Raw genomic sequence first — 18638 nt, 5'->3', positions numbered from 1 at the left:
ACTCCAAAAAACGTTTACCTTTATGGATTGTATTGTCCTCTTTTAAAAAGATACCGACCTTTTTGGTTAAAGAGGCAATACACAAAAGGTAAAAATTTTCTAATTAAAGTGTCACTTTTGAAATCCTCACGCTTTACCTCCATACAACGATAGGTAAAGCGTTGAAAAACTGATGAATATCAATTATGAACGTGGTGGATATATGCCTTCCAACACTATCTGCCAATTAACAACCATCCCTGGATTCAAAATGCTAAACGATTGAGACTTCCCGCTATCTCCAATATCAACAGTACCACCACTACCAGCAGAGCCGTCTATAGTTAGTCCAGATATCTCCTTCAAGGTTGGTTCTGGAGATAACCCACCCGCTTTATAGAAATTTACACTCGTTGTACTTGCTGATATATATGCACCTTCACTTGGCTCTGAACTATTACCAGGGTTAGTTGCAGCCTGTAAAGAGGCCGTTACACCTTCACTACCACCAGAAGGCACAAATACGGCAGCGTGTGAGTGTTCTGGCAATTGTAATGAATTTAATGCAATGTCTTCCATACCAAAGCGTAAACCTAATTGATAAGTTCTACCTCCAGGCATCGTTCCCATTCCAACGGGGCTACGCCCCCTCATATCAGGCAAACCAAAGGTAGTGCGAGCATCTCCGCCATAGTTATCACCGATTAATGAAAAAAGCGCGGTATTTTCTGATATCGCTAATAGTTGCCCCTGACAAATTGCCCAATCTCTTATCGCAAAGATACCGCCAAAAGGTCTCATTGTTCCGATATATGAATCTGCAGACATGTTATTAGTCCTTATGTATTTAGTTAGTTACTTTGTATGGCAATCGGACTGCAACTACTTTTCTCGGGTGCCACTATCTACTCACTGATTTACTAGTTTGAGGGTGAAAAACGCGCTTACGCACTATCATCGCCCCTCATCATTCTGGTTGCTCTTGTTCACTTTCTTCTTGCATGGTTTCAGTTGGGTTGACTAAAAAAACTGGCGGAATAAACAACTCTTGTAAAGAAATCTGCCGTACACTGCCTTTTGATACCTTACCAATACATACCGTTCCAACTTGATTAACGATTAGTTCTACTGAGCCTACATCATCTGATGTGGGAAAACGCCAATAAAGCTCTGAAGTTTTATAGCGAATCAATACCATTTGCCCACATTGGTCAAATTCATCAGACTGCTCGCAAAATTTGTCATGATATTCAGAAAACTTTTGCTCCCCCATAAACTGGATAAGCAAACTTCCCATCCCCGGAATATCGACAATAGCAGACTCTGATTGCTCAACATCAACATCCCCTCTCCCTTCCTGCCTATTGATAATTTGAGCTTTATCATTACTTGGCAGGGCGCCTAAATTATATGGATACACAGCAATGTCGTATCCGTATTGGTTGGTGATCTCTATGTTTATTTTCATTCGTTAACTCGCTTCTGAAGTAAATTTCAAAGCACTGTACAAACCAGAAAACGATAACACCCACACAACTCTTTATCGCTTTTCCTTACATTGCTTTCCCATTTAAAAAGCTGCAGAGGCTTTGCCTAACTCACTCTTTCAGCAGACAAGCACATACCAGCTTCTAAACCGAATAAAATGGCAAATCGATAGCCATCAAAGAGCCCTTGTTGAGTACCGATCACATCAAGACAAACGGCCCCATCAGTGGTTTTAATAATCAACCCTCGCAGTCTATCTAACTCAACTACCGTGCCAGGCTTAATACCCTTAATGTCACACTCAACGGTGCTTACTTGCAGTAGTTGAAATTTATCAGGACCAACAGCGAAAATTGCACAGCTAGTGTCAACGTTACCAGCTCGAGCCATATCAGCGATTTGCTTGGCGCTTTGTTTGTGCCAATCAACGATTAGCTGATTTTCATTAACCAATGGTGCATCTTTTTCACAATCAGCTTCTTGCTTTAGCCAACGGAGTGATTGCTGCTGTATGGCTTGGCTGTAATTATCAATAAGTAGCGGTAAAGCTTGAGCAACTTTTTGTTGTAGACAACTCATGGTATCAAAAGGGTGAATTGCAATATCAACACCGATACCAGTGGCCACGTCTCCCGCGTCAATCTGCTCATTCACCTGATGTAGCGTAAGGCGGGTGGTTTCTTCACCATTTCGCAACTGCCAATATAATGGCCAAGGCCCGCGATAATTAGGTAAAGGACTGGGATGAATGTTGACTAACTTCTGCGCAAAGTACTGGATAAGAGAAGGCGTTATTTTGTGCCTAAACATGTATAACAAGCCATGATTAACTTCGAGTGTATCGAGCTGCGCTATTAACTCAGACTGATTATTTTTTTGATATTGCAATGTGATAATGCGATTTTGTTGCAACCAATATTGTAATTGAGCCAAGTCTGGGTTGGGTTGCGCTTCAATCAGTACAACACACGCTAATTTTCCAGCCTGCAATAGATATTGAATGGCTGGTATACTCTGGCAACTGCCTGTAAATAGAGCAAACTTTTGCATAATTAAGTCTCCTTACACTTTTACGGGCACAAAACCTGGTAAACCGCTTAACTGGTAGTAAAACTGTACGGTATCACCACTACTAGCAACAAAATGAGTGTGCTCAATCTCCCGAGGCTTACAATCTACATAAATACTCATGTCAGGTTTAGGATGCGTTATCCCAGAGTCATATTGCCCTACGGCTTCTTCTGCAAAGGTATCAATATGTGCGTAAATAGCTAAAAAGCGTTTATGCATGTCTTCTACGCCAGTTGGAAATGTGATCTGATTAACGGGGATCACACTAACTCCGTCTTCTAGCTCCAATACCTGTATTCTTAACAAACTGGATTTGTTAACGCTGAAAATTTCGCCCAGTTCAATCCTATCCTGCTGTGCTACATCTGATAGCTTGGTTGAGTGACTATAATCTGCGGACTTCCACTGCTGGTTAAATTCCGTTTCACCAATAACCATCACGCCTTTAATCGATACATTTTGCGGGATCATCCAGCCATCGATATTGAGAAATTGGACTAAATGCTTAGCAATACTTAATTGCCCTTCTTTGGTAAAACCATGGTGCATGGCCTCGAGCACTAATAAATCAATGCCTACATCTGGCACATATTGTGTTGCATCCACTTCTTCAATTAACGAGATATATTCGTCTAACTGCAGATCTTTTACGAGCTGGCGTAACGTCATAACAGCACCAGGTTGAATATCGACCAACATGACCTGAAGCTGTTGTGCACTGTATTTTTTTGTGTCTTTGTAATAACTCAATAAAGGTAAGAGAAGCGGTGCAAAAGGCCCGCAAGCTGGGTATAAAATGTTGATTTTAGCTTTGTGCTTAATCTTGCTTTGAATCGCTTTATCAATGCCTCTTGCATACCCTTTTATGCGGTAAACATCTTTTATCGTGTGCTTACAGTTATACGGTGACATGATCAGACCCGTAGGCGAGATGTACTGACGGGTTAGTACATCTTGACTCAGCTCTGCAAGTGCCATTGACTGCACAGCTTGGTCATACATAGTTTCAAACGCTTTGACTAATTGGTGATGAGTTACTTTTGTATCACTCAATATCAGGCTCGTTGCGTCAACAAAGCTTTTCTGCAATAGCTCGATACGTTGCTCAACACTGACTTTTGATTGTAATAATGACTCAAGTTGGGTTCGAATAGAATGTTTAAGTAGTGAGTCTATGTTTGGATCAGCATAAGCTGAAACGGGTTTACCGTTTGTACCTTTTAATCTTTCCATGATTTTACCACCAAATTGGAAAATCTTATTTAACAAAATTTTTTCATTAAAAACATAGTTCAAACAAGGAAAAAAGTCTGTTCTTTTAGGGCTTTTTACTTTTTATTTTTTATTTGGACGCAATACATCAGTAAAACTAAATTATTCACTACTGTACATTACAGTACATTACAGTGCATTACAGTAGATTGATAATGCAACTAAACTGCTGCTATTTTAGGTTAAATAATGATCTGTGATAATTTTTATGAAATTAAATCTAGCCTGTGATGCACACTTACATTCTAACTTTATTCCTGTTGATTGCGCGCAACGAATAGCGAATGAAATTACAAAAAAATTTGATTTGAATGCACCGGAGCAAATACAGTTTCCAGATGGCAGAGTACTGAGTATTTGGCCATGGAAAATGAACTTTCTGAGCCCTCATTTGTATCAGTCGAAAAAATTCTTATCACATCACGGCAGAAGCACTCTGGCATTTGATGAGTTGTTAGGCGTAATGCATGCTGTAAACAAACTTCTTGGGACTGAGTTTGATGTCTGTGTAGGTCTTTATTACCCCAATGGTGATGAGTATATTGACTTCCACTCAGATCTTCCTGCTTTTGGTCCTACAGACACCATTGCTTCTTTGAGTATAGGCGCAACACGAAACTTTATTATTCGAGATGGTGGCTCAAAAGAAGAGGTACTCACTCTGGAACTCGAAAGTTGCTCGTTACTTGTTATGGGAGAAGGGTTTCAAGACATTTATGAACATGCATTACAAAAAAATGAACGCATTTGCTCAGATAGGTTTAACTTCTCTTTCAGAAAATTCCAATTTTCCAAATCATGAGTTTGATGGGCGTGAAAGTAACGACGGAATTTAAAGGAGAAGAATCTCTAACGTAGCCCTATCAGCCTGTTCAGCGTTCCCATTGAACTACCAAACGGCGGGGTTACTAGCGTTACTCCTCTCCACAATTGTTTTAAACAGGCACCTTCACACTGTTAGGGAGTGCTTGAAAACTGAGAACAGCGCTATTGCGATGGTTTAAATCAGTAAACGCATTCTGGCTGCGGTATTGTTCGCAATACGTTTCAGGGCATCCTTGTTGAGACAAAAAGGCAGACGTTTGATTGATTTGGTTAAGCATACTTTGCCAACTTTTTACCACCTGCTCTGGCGGATTTGGGGTTTGTCGTAACACCTGTTCCGAAAGTTGAAATTGACTATTCATCGCTACCGCAACCATATTGTCGTTAGCGGCAGCAAGCCAACTGATGCCTTTTTTATTCACACAAATTAGTGGAAAGTAAGGCGCTAATGCAGGCAATACCGTGTTAGCGTAAACCTCAACTTCCCAGTATTTTTTGGCAATCTCACTAAACTTTTCAAAGGTTGTGATCGGGTAAAAGTTGGCTTTTTCTAGTTCGACGATTTCGACACGCGGTTTATTGGGGTAAACGGTGTCATTGCTTACATCCACATACCACTTGCCAATAATCATCGCATTTTGAAAATATTCATCTCGAAGCGACCCCCACGCCTTTTCGATTACGCCACCTTGCTTTAGGTAAGCGTTGATCTTTTGAAACGGCGCTGAGGTATTACTTTCAAGTGCTTTGACAAAACGCGTGTACACTTCGTCGCGAATTTCCTTACAGCGACCCAAAGGATAAGGCTTACCAGAGAAGTAAGGTAAATTGGGTAGTAAGGTCAGATCAGCCTCAACACGCAACATCACAAGCTGCTTTTCGAGTTCTAATAATTCGGCTTGATTCAATTCCATGCCAATCTCCATTTGGAGCTACGTGAAGTACATCGCACGTTCAATAGCTCAAGTTCAATACGCAAACCCTACCGATTTCCAAATATTGTGTCTATTGTCATAAGGGTTTCTTTTTAAATTAACGAGATGTGTAAACCGCGTACGTGTTGAAACACCGCAATCAAAACATGCGTATTTTGCGAAAACACGGATATCCAAAACTCAAACGAACAAGATTGAGGCTTAGTCTTGGATTGGTTACAATGCGCCTCTTTTTTCAAAAATACGTTACACAATACGTAAGAGAGTCGGTATGGCAAATTTAGCTCGTGGCAACTTGTTTATTCTATCTGCGCCTTCAGGTGCAGGAAAGTCGAGTTTAATCAAAGCACTGTTAGAAAAACACGACAACGTCAAGGTGTCTGTGTCACATACCACGCGTCAGCCTCGTCCAGGAGAAGAAAACGCGGTGCACTATCATTTTGTTACGGTAGACGCTTTTAACGCATTAATTGAGGCCGGTGACTTTTTTGAGTGGGCAAAAGTGTTCGACAATTTCTACGGCACATCTAAGCAAGCCATTGAGACTCAATTGGCCAATGGTATTGACGTATTTTTGGATATTGATTGGCAAGGTGCTCGACAAGTTCGTGAACTCGTGCCCGACGTTAAAACGATTTTTATCCTTCCTCCTTCACGTGAAGAGCTTGAGCGTCGTTTAAACAATCGTGGTCAAGATAGCCAAGATGTGATTGCCTCTCGTATGGCTGAAGCAAAATCAGAGTCGTCACACTACAGTGAGTTTGATTATGTGCTTGTTAATGATGATTTCGATACAACACTGAATGAATTAGAGTCCATTGTGTTAGCTGCTCGCTTACAAACGAAAAATCAAACGGTTAAGCATCAGCAACTCATTGATGAATTACTACGCTAAGTTATCCAGCTAAAGCAAACTGTTGGAAGTTAGCAAAAATTAACCATGGTGCTTGGCGAAATCGACACCATACAGTACACTACCCGTTTCCGAGTGAATAATTTTGGAGTGCATAGATGGCTCGCGTAACTGTTGAAGATGCAGTAGAACAAATTGGTAACCGTTTTGATTTAATCCTTGTTGCGGCACGCCGTGCGCGTCAAATCGCAGTAGGTGGCAAAGACCCTATGGTTGAGCCAGAAAACGACAAGCCTACCGTTATCGCTCTACGTGAAATCGAAAAAGGTCTTGTAGATTCAAGCTCTCTAGATCGCATCGATCGTGAAGAACAGCAGCACCAAGAAGCAGCTGAACTAGCCGCTGTGGCTGCGATTGTTGGCGGTAAGCGCTAAGCACACAGTTTGAATAGCCAACCCACTTGGGTTGGCTTTTTTAATTCTATTCATTGCCTTTGTGCCGTTGGCATCCCTCTCATTTCATCGTATATTCTAAGCATCACTATACCCTTTCAGGAACATTGGAGTGTGAATGTATCTATTTGAAGGTCTCAAGAAAAAAATATCCGAATACCTTAGTCCACAAGACGTTGAACTAGTGCAAAAAGCGTACGTCGTAGCGCGCGAAGCACATGAAGGTCAAACACGCTCAAGTGGCGAACCTTACATTACACATCCAGTTGAAGTAACTCACATACTCGCAAGCATGCGCCTTGACCATGAAACACTCATGGCTGCGTTAATGCATGACGTCATTGAAGATACCGATTTTAGTAAACAAGATTTGGCTGAGATTTTTGGTAATACCGTAGCCGATTTGGTCGCGGGCGTGAGTAAACTCGATAAACTCAGTTTCAAAGATCAAAAAGAATTCCAAGCTGAAAACTATCGAAAAATGATCATGGCGATGACACAAGACATTCGCGTGATCTTAATTAAGCTCGCGGATCGTACGCACAATATGCGAACACTTGGTGCACTACGCCCTGATAAGCGCCGTCGTATCGCACGAGAAACCTTAGAAATTTTTGCCCCTATCGCAAATCGACTTGGTATTCATGACATTAAAAACGAGCTCGAAGATTTAGGCTTTCAAGCCTTGTATCCTATGCGTCATCGCGCACTGCGCAACGAAGTTGCGAAGGCTCGTGGTAATCGCAAAGAGATCATCAACAATATTCAAGGTGAAATTGAAGCGCGATTGGCCGAAAGCGGGATCAATGCATCGGTCAAAGGACGCGAAAAACACTATTACAGCATTTATCAAAAAATGCTTAATAAAGAACTTCAATTCAATGAAGTGATGGATATTTACGCGTTTCGCATCAACGTCGACAATCTCGATACCTGTTATCGCGTGTTAGGGGTCGTGCATAACCTCTACAAACCGATTGAAACGCGCTTCAAAGATTACATTGCCGTACCAAAAACGAACGGTTATCAATCTCTGCATACCTCACTTGTCGGCCCTCATGGGATCCCTGTTGAAATACAGATCCGTACACACGATATGGATCACATGGCAGACAAAGGGGTTGCTGCACACTGGATGTATAAAAAGGCGGGTGATAGTTCAGGTCATACTGCGCAGCAACGCGCACGTCAGTGGATGCAGAGCTTGCTAGAGCTGCAGCAAAGCGCCGGCTCTTCATTTGAGTTTGTAGAAAACGTCAAAACAGAGCTGTTCCCGGAAGAAATTTATGTCTTCACGCCAGATGGACGTATTGTCGAACTACCGATGGGCGCGACAGCTGTCGATTTCGCCTACGCTGTACACACTGATGTTGGGAACACCTGTGTTGGTGCTCGAGTGGATAGACGTCCTTATCCCCTCAGTAAAAAACTCGATACCGGCCAAACAGTTGAAATTATTACCAGTTCTGGCGCGCATCCAAATGCGACATGGCTCAACTTCATTGTTACAGGGAAAGCGCGCTTAGGCGTACGTAACTATTTAAAGAGTCAGCGGCAAGAAGAAGCATTGCAGCTTGGGCGTAGATTGCTCGATTCAGCCCTTGGCGAAACAAAACTAGAACAAATTCCAGATGAAACACTGGCAAGAGTCCTCGAAGAGTACAATCTAAGTACCGTACTCGAAATGCTCGTGGAAATTGGTACGGGTAACATTATGAGTTTACTCATTGCCAAACGCTTACTTCAAAAAGACAGCGACGAGCTTGAAACACTCGCGAAGAAAGCCAAAGCCGCCATTATTGGTACTGAAGGTATGTTGGTTACTTACGCGAAGTGTTGCCGACCTGTACCAGGCGATGAAATCATTGCCTACATGAGCCAAGGCAAAGGGTTAATGGTACACCGTGAAGGTTGTAAAAACATCAAAGGCTGGGAAAACGAGCGAGCCAAGTACTTTGTGGTAAAATGGGAAGATAACCCAGAGAAAGAATACATCGCCAATATCCGTGTTGAAATCATCAACCATCAAGGTGCGCTGGCGAAATTAACGAACGTTGTCGCAAGCACCGCAGCAAATATTGTTGAAATCGCGACGGACGAAAAAGAAAGTAACTTATACGTTATTGACCTCGGCATAACCGTAAAAGACCGGATCCATGTCGCGAACATCATGCGACGTATCCGAGTGATGCCTGACGTACAACGCGTATATAGAAAGAAATAAAGGATAATCCATGAACAAAGCAATTATTTCGACGGACCAAGCACCTGCAGCGATTGGTACGTATAGCCAAGCAGTCAAAGTGGGTACTGCAGTCTACCTTTCAGGTCAGATCCCGTTAGTACCGGATACCATGTCTATGGTCTCTGAAGACTTTGCAGAACAAACACATCAGGTGTTTAAAAACTTAACTGCGGTATGTGAAGCTGCAGGCGGTAAATTACAAGATATGGTTAAAGTGAATATCTTTTTGACTGATCTCAGCAACTTTGCGGTGGTGAACGAAATCATGAGCCAATATTTCCGAACACCATATCCTGCTCGTGCGGCAATTGGCGTCAAAGAATTGCCGAAAGGGTCACAAATTGAAATCGATGGCATCATGGAGTTGCCGTCAACAAACTAACCAAATAAAGCTCGCTGTGCGGGCTTTATTTTTATCTGTGAAAAAACAATAGAATGCTAGTCGAGAACAACTTGACGAGTTGGCATTATTTTAGCACTCTGTTAGTAGAAATCTTGATGTCGCAAAGAAAGGAAGGCTTTAGGTGTTTAAGCTCGCGCACAACGGTAACATTCTTTTAAACGTCGCGGAATTCCAACCTCCGAGTGCGGCTTTTGTCATTGAAGCACTTGAAAAGTCTCCTTTTGCCGATTGCGATATCGATCATGATGCCATCAATCAATTTTTTAAAAACAATACAAAAGAAAACGTTCTCGTTGTTGGTAAAAAAGTCGATGCCATTTTTAGTATCACTATCTCCGACGATAAAATGGAAGCGCAGGCAACGCTTATCACAGCGAAGGGCGGAAAACTCATTAGCTTAGAAGAAGCGAAACGTGAGATTGTTAAAGCGGGCGTCACCCGAGGGTATAAGCAAGCTTTTTTAGAAGATGTGCTGAGCCAACAGTTTGAAGCATCTCCCGGCACGGAAATTTCAGGCATCGTTGCAAAAGGGCGCTCGCCCGTTGATGGTCTTCCTGCAAAATTATTGCCTCATGTTCAAACGCTTAAAGAACGCTTAAAAACACCTAAGCTCCGTGAAGATGGCACCGTTGACATGCGTGATTTTGGTGCGCTCGCCAGTGTGGCACCAGGTACGGTTCTCGTGACACAGCGGCCAGCAACGCCTGGAAAAGAAGGGTTCACCGTAACGGGTGACACGATTGAAGCCAAACCCGGTGCGTCTTTTCAACTCATGGCTGGTGATGGAACACAAATTTCGCCGCACAACCCACTCGAACTGATTGCCACCATTGCAGGATGCCCTTCAGACATTAACAATGGTATGCGTGTTGACGACATTTTCACAATTGCTGATGTTACTGTAAAAAGCGGCCATGTTGACTTTAATGGTAGCGTAATTGTTACCCATAACGTTGAACCCGGTATGCGAATTCACGCAAAAGGGGATGTCACGGTTATGGGTTCCGTTGAGTCGGGTGAGATAGTGGCCGGCGGCAATATTGAAATCCGTCAAGCTGCCATTGGACATGTGACCGGTAACGAAGAAGATCACGATCTTTCGTGTAAAATTATCGCCAAAGGTGATGTGCACCTATCCCACGGTCAATACGTCTATGTAGAAGGTGAGAATATCTTCTTCGATAAGCAAAGTAACCATTGTAATATCAAAGCGAAAAAGCTTATTCAAGTGGGTCAACCGGATAACCCTAAAGGAAAGCTCATTGGTGGCCATATCCTCGATGGGCAAATGCTCATTGCCGGTGAAATCGGCAGTGAATCGGGTGCAAAGATGTCTATTACGCTTGCCGCTGAAGGTCAGATGCTTACCGAAAAAACGGATAAATGCCTAAAAGATTTAGCCAAAACCGATGAGCAGTTGGATACGCTACAGCAAGCGATTGAGAAGGCGGATCAAGTAAAAGACGCCACGAAGAAAAAGTTATTATTGGAGAAAATAGGCGCTACACAACTGCATTACTGTCAAATGTCAGAGCAGCTCGAACATAAGTTAAGTGAACTAGATCACCACTTACACGACTTAGTGGATAACGCCAAAATTGCCGCCAATACGGCTCTACACCCAGGAATAGAAGTCCGTATTTTTGACAAATTCTTAAGAACAACACGCTCCTACCCGCCTTGTAGCGTCATGCTGCAAGATGGGAAGTTAGAAGTCGTATTCAAAACAACTTAAGCATGCCCTTAGAGTGGATGAGCACACAGGCTCTTCCACCAGCTCTTGTCTTTAAACTAACACCTCACCGACCGATGCTTTTAATGCATCACTCCACACGCCAACCTGAACTTGAGCAATGTGATCTTTCTGCAGCAGCAACATAGCTACGCGCGACTGACCAATACCTCCACCGATAGTTTGTGGTAATTCTCCTGACAGTAAAGATTGATGCCAAGGCAATGATTGCCTATCTTCATCGCCCGTCATGGCCAGTTGACGTGTTAAACTTTCAGGACATACACGGATCCCCATAGACGACACTTCAAATGCATCTGTGAGTACTGGGTTCCAAACTAAAATATCGCCATTGAGTCCAACATATTGTTCGTCGTTTTTCGTTGACCAATCATCGTAGTCTGGTGCTCGCACGTCATGGCGTTCACCATCTGACAACGTATGACCAATGCCAATTAGAAATACCGCGCCGTAGTGTTCGCAAACCGCTTTTTCGCGCTCTTTTGCACTTAAGCTTGGGTACATTTCCAACAATGCTTCGCTGTGAATAAACGTGATTGACTCTGGTAAAAAAGGGACCAAGCCAAATTCATCGCTGACCGCTTGCTCCGTTTCTTTCAAGGCTGAATAAATTTCAGTGACGGTCGACTTGAGTTTCGCTAGGGTGCGCTGACTTCCTGCACAGATCACCTTTTCCCAATCCCATTGGTCGACAAAAACAGAGTGTACTGGACTTAATCGCTCTTCGTCTGGTCGAAGTGCTTTCATATGCGTGAATAGCCCTTCACCAATGTCAAAACCATGCTCACCTAATGTTTTTCTTTTCCATTTAGCCAGTGAATGCACAACTTCGAATTGGCTCTCTGGCAAGGTTTTGACGTTTACTTGCACAGCCTTTTCATGACCACTTAAGTTATCTTGCGTACCATCACCGACTTTCGCCAAAATCGGCGCCTGGACTTCAATTAGGTTCAACTTCTCACTAAGTAATTCAGTAAACTTTTGTTTTACATAACTGATCTGTCGCTGTGTTGATTTGAACTGTGTTTTCATAAAAAGGGCCCTCATTCCCAATGTGATACTTACTGCTTGAAAAGCATAATCAACAAAAACATCTCTTTATTCAATATTCTCAAGGACAAAAACACAGTTTGAATTATTATCATCAAATAATTACACTTAAATTTAATGATTCCTCAATTCACCTTGTAAATTATGCAGGATTTTTATCAAATCGATAATCTCGATAAAGACATACTTCACGCGTTAATGAGAAATGCGCGTACTCCTTATGCCGAATTGGCCAAACGATTTGATGTCAGCGCGGGAACAATCCACGTGCGAGTCGAAAAAATGAAAGCTGCGGGTATCATCACCGGCACGAAAGTTGAGATTGATCCAAAAAAGTTAGGTTATGACGTGTGCTGTTTTATCGGAGTGAATCTCAAGCATGCTCGTGATTACCCAGCAACAATTGCACAACTTACTCAGTTCGAGGAGGTCCTCGAAGCCTATTACACCACGGGCAATTACAGTATCTTCATTAAAGTTATGACGCGCTCTATCGAACACCTTCAAGATGTTTTAATTAACAAGATCCAAGCCATTGAAGCTATTCAGTCCACGGAAACGCTGATTTCCTTGCAAGCACCGATTCAACGAACGGTGATGCCATAGTAGCCAACTCAGGGTACGAACCTAACCTTCATGGGCTTTTTTGGGTATAATGCGCAGCATTTTTAAGTACAAGAGCCACACCAATGGAAGAAAACCGCTTTCAACGCATTAAACGCGTGCTAGATCGTCGCCAAACGGATTTAACCGTTTGTTTGGAAGAAGTGCATAAGCACCATAATTTATCTGCTGTTATTCGAACTGCAGACGCCGTTGGCTGCCATCACGTCCATGCAGTATGGCCGCACGAAAAAAGACGCACGACCAATAACACCTCTGGCGGAAGTAAAAACTGGGTCGAGACCCACATGTACTTCACAATTGATGAAGCCGTTACCGCGATGCGCGAACGAACGCCTGGGTTACAAATTTTGGCAACCAACCTCAGTGAACATGCCGTCGATTTTCGTGAAATCGATTACACAAAACCGACAGCGATTATTGTTGGCCAAGAAAAATTGGGGATCACTGAACGTGCGCTTGAATTGGCAGATAAGCACATCGTTGTTCCAATGGAAGGAATGGTACAATCACTTAACGTGTCAGTAGCAAGTGCCCTTATTTTATACGAAGCACAGCGCCAGCGTGCTGCTGCCGGCTTGTATGAGCGCACCGGTATGCTCGACCAAGAAACGCAGCACAGGCTGCTGTTTGAAGGATGTCATCCTATAATTGCAAATCGTTGTAAAGCCAAAGGGTTAGCTTATCCTCCACTTGATGACGAAGGAGAGATTGTCGCAGACGAACAATTTTGGCATATTCTAAAATTCACTCAGCCAAAAACTAAAGCGTAATGAAAACTCTCTCACTGGCAAGATACCCTGTATCAGATTTAAAAGGCGTCGGCCCTAAAGTAGCCGAACGTCTGTCAAAACTGGGCATTGCCAGTGTTCAGGACATGCTGTTCCACTTGCCGCTTCGTTATGAAGACCGCGCACAAACTTATGCCATTGCTTCGTTGATGCCACATACTCATGTCGCCGTCGAGGGGGAGATTGAGCACGCTGAAATTACCTTTGGTAAACGTCGCATGCTTGTTTGTCGAATAAACGATGGTACAGGGCGCCTCACTTTGCGATTTTTCAACTTTTCCGCGGCACAAAAAAATGCCATGCAAGTGGGCAAAATCATGCATTGCTTTGGAGAGGTGCGACGCGGGAAATTTGGCTATGAAATTGCGCATCCTGAATATCGTATCCAAGATGAATATCAACAAATCGATGAGAATGATCAAACACTCACGCCAGTTTACCCTACAACCGAAGGTTTAAAGCAGCTCAGCATCCGCGCAATTGCGGATCAAGCGATTGCATTGTTAGAGAAATACGAGCTGGAAGAGCTCCTGCCAGAACGTTATCGCCCATCTGGTGTTACTCTCACCGAAGCCATTCGTACGTTACATCATCCTCCTCGCGATGTTTCATTGAGTGAGTTAGAGCTCGGGCAACACCCTGCACAGCTGCGATTAGCGTTTGAAGAGCTGCTTGCGCAAAACCTAAGCTTGCTGAAACTGCGTTCGCAAAGCCAGCATGTTCAAGCGGTCACCCTGCCACAAACCTCATCGCTTGAGCAGCAGTTCCTCGCTTCATTGCCATTTTCACCTACCAACGCCCAATCACGAGTTGTTGATGAGATTAAACACGATCTGGCGCTACCTTACCCGATGATGAGACTCGTTCAAGGTGATGTCGGTTCAGGTAAAACATTAGTCGCAGCGTTATCCGCACTAAGTGCCATCAGTGCTGGATTTCAAGTTGCTCTAATGGCACCCACCGAAATACTGTCTGAACAGCATGCCGCCAATTTTGCTAATTGGTTTACGCCGCTGGGAATAAGCGTCGCGTGGCTTGGTGGAAAGACGAAAGGCAAAGAGCGCAACACCACACTAGAACGGTTAGCGTCAGGCGAAGCGCAAATGGTTATTGGTACTCACGCGTTGTTTCAAGAGCAAGTGACATTTAAAAACCTTGCTCTCATCATTATTGATGAACAACACCGATTTGGTGTACACCAACGTTTGTCGCTGCGCGAGAAAGGTCGTTTTGGCGACTGCTACCCACACCAGCTCGTTATGACAGCGACGCCCATTCCAAGAACACTCGCGATGACGGCTTACGCCGACCTAGAAACCTCTATCATTGATGAACTTCCACCTGGTCGCACTCCAATTACTACCGTCGCCGTTCCCGATACTCGACGCCATGAAGTGATCGAACGAGTTCGAGTCGCTTGTACGGAGCAACAACGACAAGTCTATTGGGTCTGCACACTGATTGAAGAATCCGAGGCTTTGCAATGCCAAGCCGCGGAAGACGCACAAATTGCATTAAGTGAAGCCCTGCCTGAACTACGCGTATCGCTTGTCCATGGAAGAATGAAAGCAGCTGAAAAACAAACCATTATGGCTGAGTTTAAACAAGGTCAAAGCGATGTATTGGTTGCTACCACCGTGATTGAAGTCGGGGTAGATGTTCCAAATGCGAGTTTAATCATTATTGAAAACCCTGAGCGATTGGGGCTTGCTCAACTCCACCAATTACGTGGCCGCGTTGGACGAGGTGCGATTGCTTCACACTGCTTACTTCTCTATCACGCACCTTTGTCAGGCACAGCCCAAAAACGCTTAGGCGTTTTACGCGACAGTAATGATGGGTTTGTTATCGCGGAACGCGACCTTGAAATCCGAGGACCAGGGGAAGTGCTGGGCACAAAACAAACCGGACTTGCCGAATTTAAAATTGCCGATCTCTCGCGCGATAAAGAACTTATCCCGCAAGTACGTGCAGTCGCCAAACGGCTCATGCAGGAACATCCGGACATTATTGAACCGATTGAGCAACGTTGGATGGGCAATCGAGCGCATTTTGCGATGGCTTAAAATCCTTTTTTATATCCTCAGTATACGAGTTCATTCATATCGAATCCTTGATCATGAAAAAAGGAGACCTAAGTCTCCTTTTCCTAAGCTCAGAACGTCAAGTCCTTGCTTACCAAACTACTTGTAGACGCGCACCAACTGACGTTGAATCGTACTTAGCAAACTCGTCGCCGTTTGCTGAAACAACGTTAAATTTAGCTAACATGTTTGAATTGATGTAGTAGTTCGCACCAAGCGTGATTGAATCTACTTTGCCACCAAATACATTTGCATCAGCATCGTTTAGGTCAAGGCTTGAAATACGTGCAGTTAGTTCCCAAGCGCCGTTTGCACCAGGCTTGTAACCTTTGAATTTACCGCCTTTTGTCGTGTAATTACGCATACCACCATCAAGTAGGTAAGACGCTGAGACAAAGTAACCATCAAAACTTGGGTCGCTACCATCCACGCTGTCTACGTCTTCTTTGATGTATTCGCCAAGTAACGTTAGGGAACCGAATTGCATCACTGACTCTAAACCAAACATTGTATAGCTGTCTGCAGCGATTGAACTGCTATCCACGATACGCGTGTTTGCTTGATGTGATTCAGGGCGCGCTCGTAAACGAACAGAACCGCCGTCTTCTAACTCAGTTTGCAATGCCGAGAAGCCGAAAGACACCATACGATCTTTTTCTTTGATTGGAGCGTATGCAAAACGACCATTGAAGCTAAGTTCTTCGTCTTTGCCGTTTGCCGCATTCACGTCTTGACCGTATACACCATAGTTCAGTGACCAGTTATCACCCCACTGCTTCGCCGCGATACCAAAGCCACGACCTTGGTCAAATGGGTCTGTAATCAATGAACGCTCGATGAAAGAGACGTCGTTTGAGCTGGTGTTCGCTTCCATACCAAACGCTTGGCGTTGGTTACCAATCTGGATAATGGTATTTTTGAAACCATTGTATGCGATAAATGCGTCTTTTACCGATTCGCTTGAAATGTAATCGTAATCGAGTTTGTATTCCCATTCTTCAATGTTTGCTTTTAGGGTAATACGCGCACGACGCATTTCAGTTCCGTTATTTAAATCAATGTCATCGCTGTTGAACGCAGTCCCATCCATTTGGATACGGCCACCAACGGCAAAAGTATAACGTCCGTCATCTGACTTAACTTTAAAGCCGCCCTTCGTCGAAATTTCAGCCGCTTGAGTTGAAAACGCAGCCGAGAGAGCCAGTGTTAACGCAGCAAGTTTAAAAGATGTCTTCATTTTTACTGTCCTAAATAACGTAATTATCAGCAGTTTTTCACTGCCTCACTTTTAATTCGGGCACAGTTTAGGAAAGGAATATGAACTTTATATTACAGTTGAAATGTTTTTTTCATAAAAAATACATTTTATGGAAATTAAAATGTAATCGAAATGAAATATTCCTATGAAAGGTAAAACTTTAAATTTTATGTTATTGCAGAAGGAAGAGGCATTAACGCATCGCATACCTCTACCTACTTTTGTTTACGCGCAATATCGAGCGTTAGTCATACCGAATAAGCAATTCGACAATTTTTTCAATCTGCTCTTTTTGATCATTGTCGCGGTGATAAGCCACAAACACTTCTCGTGAAGTCGGAGGTACTTGTTCAATGCGATGTAGCTGTCCGCTTTCAATGTGCTCCTTGGCCAAAATCTCAGGCACAAATGCGTTTCCACCACATTGCAAAATCAGATCAAGTGCAATACGGCCAGTACTCGTTCTAAAAAATGGCGGCGTATTGCCGGTAAATTGTTTGGCATGCCAAAGTGAAAACGCGGTTCCCCAATCAACATAGACATATTGTCTCTCGAAAAATTCATCTCGCGTAAGACCCGCAAATGTACTCACAGGAATAATCGCTAAATCACTGATTGGTTGAACAAGCAATTCATCGACTTTTGGCGGGTCAAACAACACCGCCATGTCGAGCGTTCTTTCGAGCAGTAAACGCGTGCTCTCTTGTTGTGCTTTCACCTCAGCAACCAAAGAAACATCAGGCATCGCTGATACAATGTTATTAATGCCAAACTGTAAGAAGGCATCCCATATATTTGGAGTTCCCGCAAGCGACAACTGCTTATGCATATTGTTTGCAAGAGCAACATCCACTTTAGCCCGCTGCATCCCTGTTAGTATCATCTTCGCATGCGGCAATAAACGCTCACCTGGCGCAGTAAGCTGAATATTATTGCGTTGACGAATAAATAGATTTACCCCCAGACTTTGCTCTAATTGACGGATCCTGAAACTCACCGCCGATTGGGTAATGTACAAGTTTTCAGCCGCTCGACCAAAATGACGGGTTCGAACAACCTCAACAAATGTCTTCAATAAATCTATATCCACAAATTTATCCTTTCGATAAAAATATCTTGTTTAAAAAATTCATCGTCGTGGTCCATACTCCAGCCCAGATGGAAGATCAAAGGAATCAGTCATGAACATTAATTTATCTGAATTACGTAACGCTTTTGCAAGCCCAAAACAATTCTATGACGATGCAAATTTTCCTCGTGGTTTTGCACGAAGTGGCCACTTCACAATACTTGAAGCTGAAATCTTAGAAAACCACGGTGTAGTTCTAAAGGGGTTATACAATAAAACCTTAGCACCACAAAATAGTTTTCAAACTCAGTTCACTCAAGTGATGGAAAATACCAGCGAGCCGACGAATGCATTCGAGCGCGCTTGGATTAAATACTTGAAACTGACAACAAGCAAAGCGAAATTCCATACTTTATTTGGTCGCTCTCGTCTTGTCGCGGACAATGCGCCTGCAGCTGTCACCTCTGACGACGACTATTAAGCGCT

18 protein-coding genes are annotated in these 18638 nt (G+C 43.4%); 10 read left to right on the top strand and 8 right to left on the bottom strand.

What is annotated here, in order from left to right; translation table 11 throughout:
- Positions 1–183 precede the first annotated feature (183 nt).
- The 4 genes from NI389_RS12560 to NI389_RS12545 form a co-directional block, all read right to left on the bottom strand.
- Positions 184–807 (bottom strand): phage tail protein, encoded by a 624-nt coding sequence (locus tag NI389_RS12560; RefSeq protein ID WP_308360232.1) that lies wholly within the window; start codon positions 805–807, stop codon positions 184–186.
- 139 nt (positions 808–946) lie between these two features.
- On the bottom strand, positions 947–1447 hold the full coding sequence (locus tag NI389_RS12555; RefSeq protein ID WP_308360231.1) for a hypothetical protein: 501 nt from the start codon (positions 1445–1447) through the stop codon (positions 947–949).
- Between the two features lie 125 nt (positions 1448–1572).
- Entirely contained in the window at positions 1573–2517 is a 945-nt protein-coding gene (locus NI389_RS12550; RefSeq protein WP_308360230.1) for a formyltransferase family protein, read from the bottom strand.
- Between the two features lie 12 nt (positions 2518–2529).
- Entirely contained in the window at positions 2530–3771 is a 1242-nt protein-coding gene (locus tag NI389_RS12545; protein ID WP_308360229.1) for a hypothetical protein, read from the bottom strand.
- 247 nt (positions 3772–4018) lie between these two features.
- On the opposite strand from NI389_RS12545, the gene NI389_RS12540 reads away from it, so the two are divergent.
- Positions 4019–4612, top strand: a complete 594-nt coding sequence (locus tag NI389_RS12540) for an alpha-ketoglutarate-dependent dioxygenase AlkB (protein WP_308360228.1) — start codon at positions 4019–4021, stop codon at positions 4610–4612.
- Between the two features lie 133 nt (positions 4613–4745).
- On the opposite strand, the gene NI389_RS12535 is transcribed toward NI389_RS12540, so the two are convergent.
- Positions 4746–5549 carry a hypothetical protein gene (locus NI389_RS12535; RefSeq protein WP_308360227.1) on the bottom strand — a complete coding sequence of 268 codons (804 nt, stop codon included), beginning with the start codon at positions 5547–5549 and terminating at the stop codon, positions 4746–4748.
- A gap of 292 nt (positions 5550–5841) precedes the next feature.
- Here NI389_RS12535 and gmk point away from each other — a divergent pair, with 292 nt between their 5' ends.
- The 5 genes from gmk (at position 5842) to NI389_RS12510 (ending at position 11258) form a co-directional block, all read left to right on the top strand.
- On the top strand, positions 5842–6465 hold the full coding sequence (gene gmk, locus NI389_RS12530; protein ID WP_308360226.1) for a guanylate kinase: 624 nt from the start codon (positions 5842–5844) through the stop codon (positions 6463–6465).
- 116 nt (positions 6466–6581) lie between these two features.
- Complete coding sequence (gene rpoZ, locus NI389_RS12525) at positions 6582–6857, top strand: DNA-directed RNA polymerase subunit omega (RefSeq protein ID WP_208842316.1); 276 nt, start codon at positions 6582–6584, stop codon at positions 6855–6857.
- Positions 6858–6993: 136 nt separating this feature from the next.
- Positions 6994–9099 (top strand): bifunctional GTP diphosphokinase/guanosine-3',5'-bis pyrophosphate 3'-pyrophosphohydrolase, encoded by a 2106-nt coding sequence (gene spoT, locus NI389_RS12520; protein ID WP_308360225.1) that lies wholly within the window; start codon positions 6994–6996, stop codon positions 9097–9099.
- 10 nt (positions 9100–9109) lie between these two features.
- Positions 9110–9502, top strand: a complete 393-nt coding sequence (locus NI389_RS12515; RefSeq protein WP_308360224.1) for a RidA family protein — start codon at positions 9110–9112, stop codon at positions 9500–9502.
- A gap of 142 nt (positions 9503–9644) precedes the next feature.
- Positions 9645–11258 carry a DUF342 domain-containing protein gene (locus tag NI389_RS12510; protein WP_308360223.1) on the top strand — a complete coding sequence of 538 codons (1614 nt, stop codon included), beginning with the start codon at positions 9645–9647 and terminating at the stop codon, positions 11256–11258.
- A 51-nt stretch (positions 11259–11309) separates the two neighbouring features.
- Here NI389_RS12510 and asnA read toward each other — a convergent pair whose 3' ends face one another.
- A complete protein-coding gene (asnA, locus tag NI389_RS12505; protein ID WP_308360222.1) occupies positions 11310–12308 on the bottom strand; it encodes an aspartate--ammonia ligase in 999 nt (332 codons plus the stop codon).
- Between the two features lie 162 nt (positions 12309–12470).
- Between asnA and asnC the strand changes: the two genes are divergently transcribed.
- From asnC to recG, 3 genes are all read left to right on the top strand, one after another.
- Entirely contained in the window at positions 12471–12932 is a 462-nt protein-coding gene (asnC, locus tag NI389_RS12500; protein WP_308360221.1) for a transcriptional regulator AsnC, read from the top strand.
- A gap of 83 nt (positions 12933–13015) precedes the next feature.
- Complete coding sequence (trmH, locus tag NI389_RS12495) at positions 13016–13723, top strand: tRNA (guanosine(18)-2'-O)-methyltransferase TrmH (protein ID WP_308360220.1); 708 nt, start codon at positions 13016–13018, stop codon at positions 13721–13723.
- Complete coding sequence (gene recG, locus NI389_RS12490; protein WP_308360219.1) at positions 13723–15807, top strand: ATP-dependent DNA helicase RecG; 2085 nt, start codon at positions 13723–13725, stop codon at positions 15805–15807. Before trmH ends, recG begins: the two co-directional genes overlap by 1 nt.
- A gap of 109 nt (positions 15808–15916) precedes the next feature.
- Here recG and NI389_RS12485 read toward each other — a convergent pair whose 3' ends face one another.
- Positions 15917–17062 (bottom strand): OprO/OprP family phosphate-selective porin, encoded by a 1146-nt coding sequence (locus NI389_RS12485; protein WP_208842310.1) that lies wholly within the window; start codon positions 17060–17062, stop codon positions 15917–15919.
- Between the two features lie 265 nt (positions 17063–17327).
- A complete protein-coding gene (locus tag NI389_RS12480; RefSeq protein WP_208842309.1) occupies positions 17328–18173 on the bottom strand; it encodes a LysR family transcriptional regulator in 846 nt (281 codons plus the stop codon).
- A 91-nt stretch (positions 18174–18264) separates the two neighbouring features.
- Between NI389_RS12480 and NI389_RS12475 the strand changes: the two genes are divergently transcribed.
- Positions 18265–18633 (top strand): DUF413 domain-containing protein, encoded by a 369-nt coding sequence (locus NI389_RS12475; RefSeq protein WP_308360218.1) that lies wholly within the window; start codon positions 18265–18267, stop codon positions 18631–18633.
- The last annotated feature ends 5 nt before the right edge of the window (positions 18634–18638 follow it).

It is taken from the genome of Pseudoalteromonas xiamenensis (genome assembly GCF_030994125.1).
Taxonomy (GTDB): Bacteria; Pseudomonadota; Gammaproteobacteria; order Enterobacterales; family Alteromonadaceae; genus Pseudoalteromonas; species Pseudoalteromonas xiamenensis_B.
Note: the sequence above shows the minus strand (reverse complement) of the source record. Positions and strands in the feature narration are given on the sequence as shown.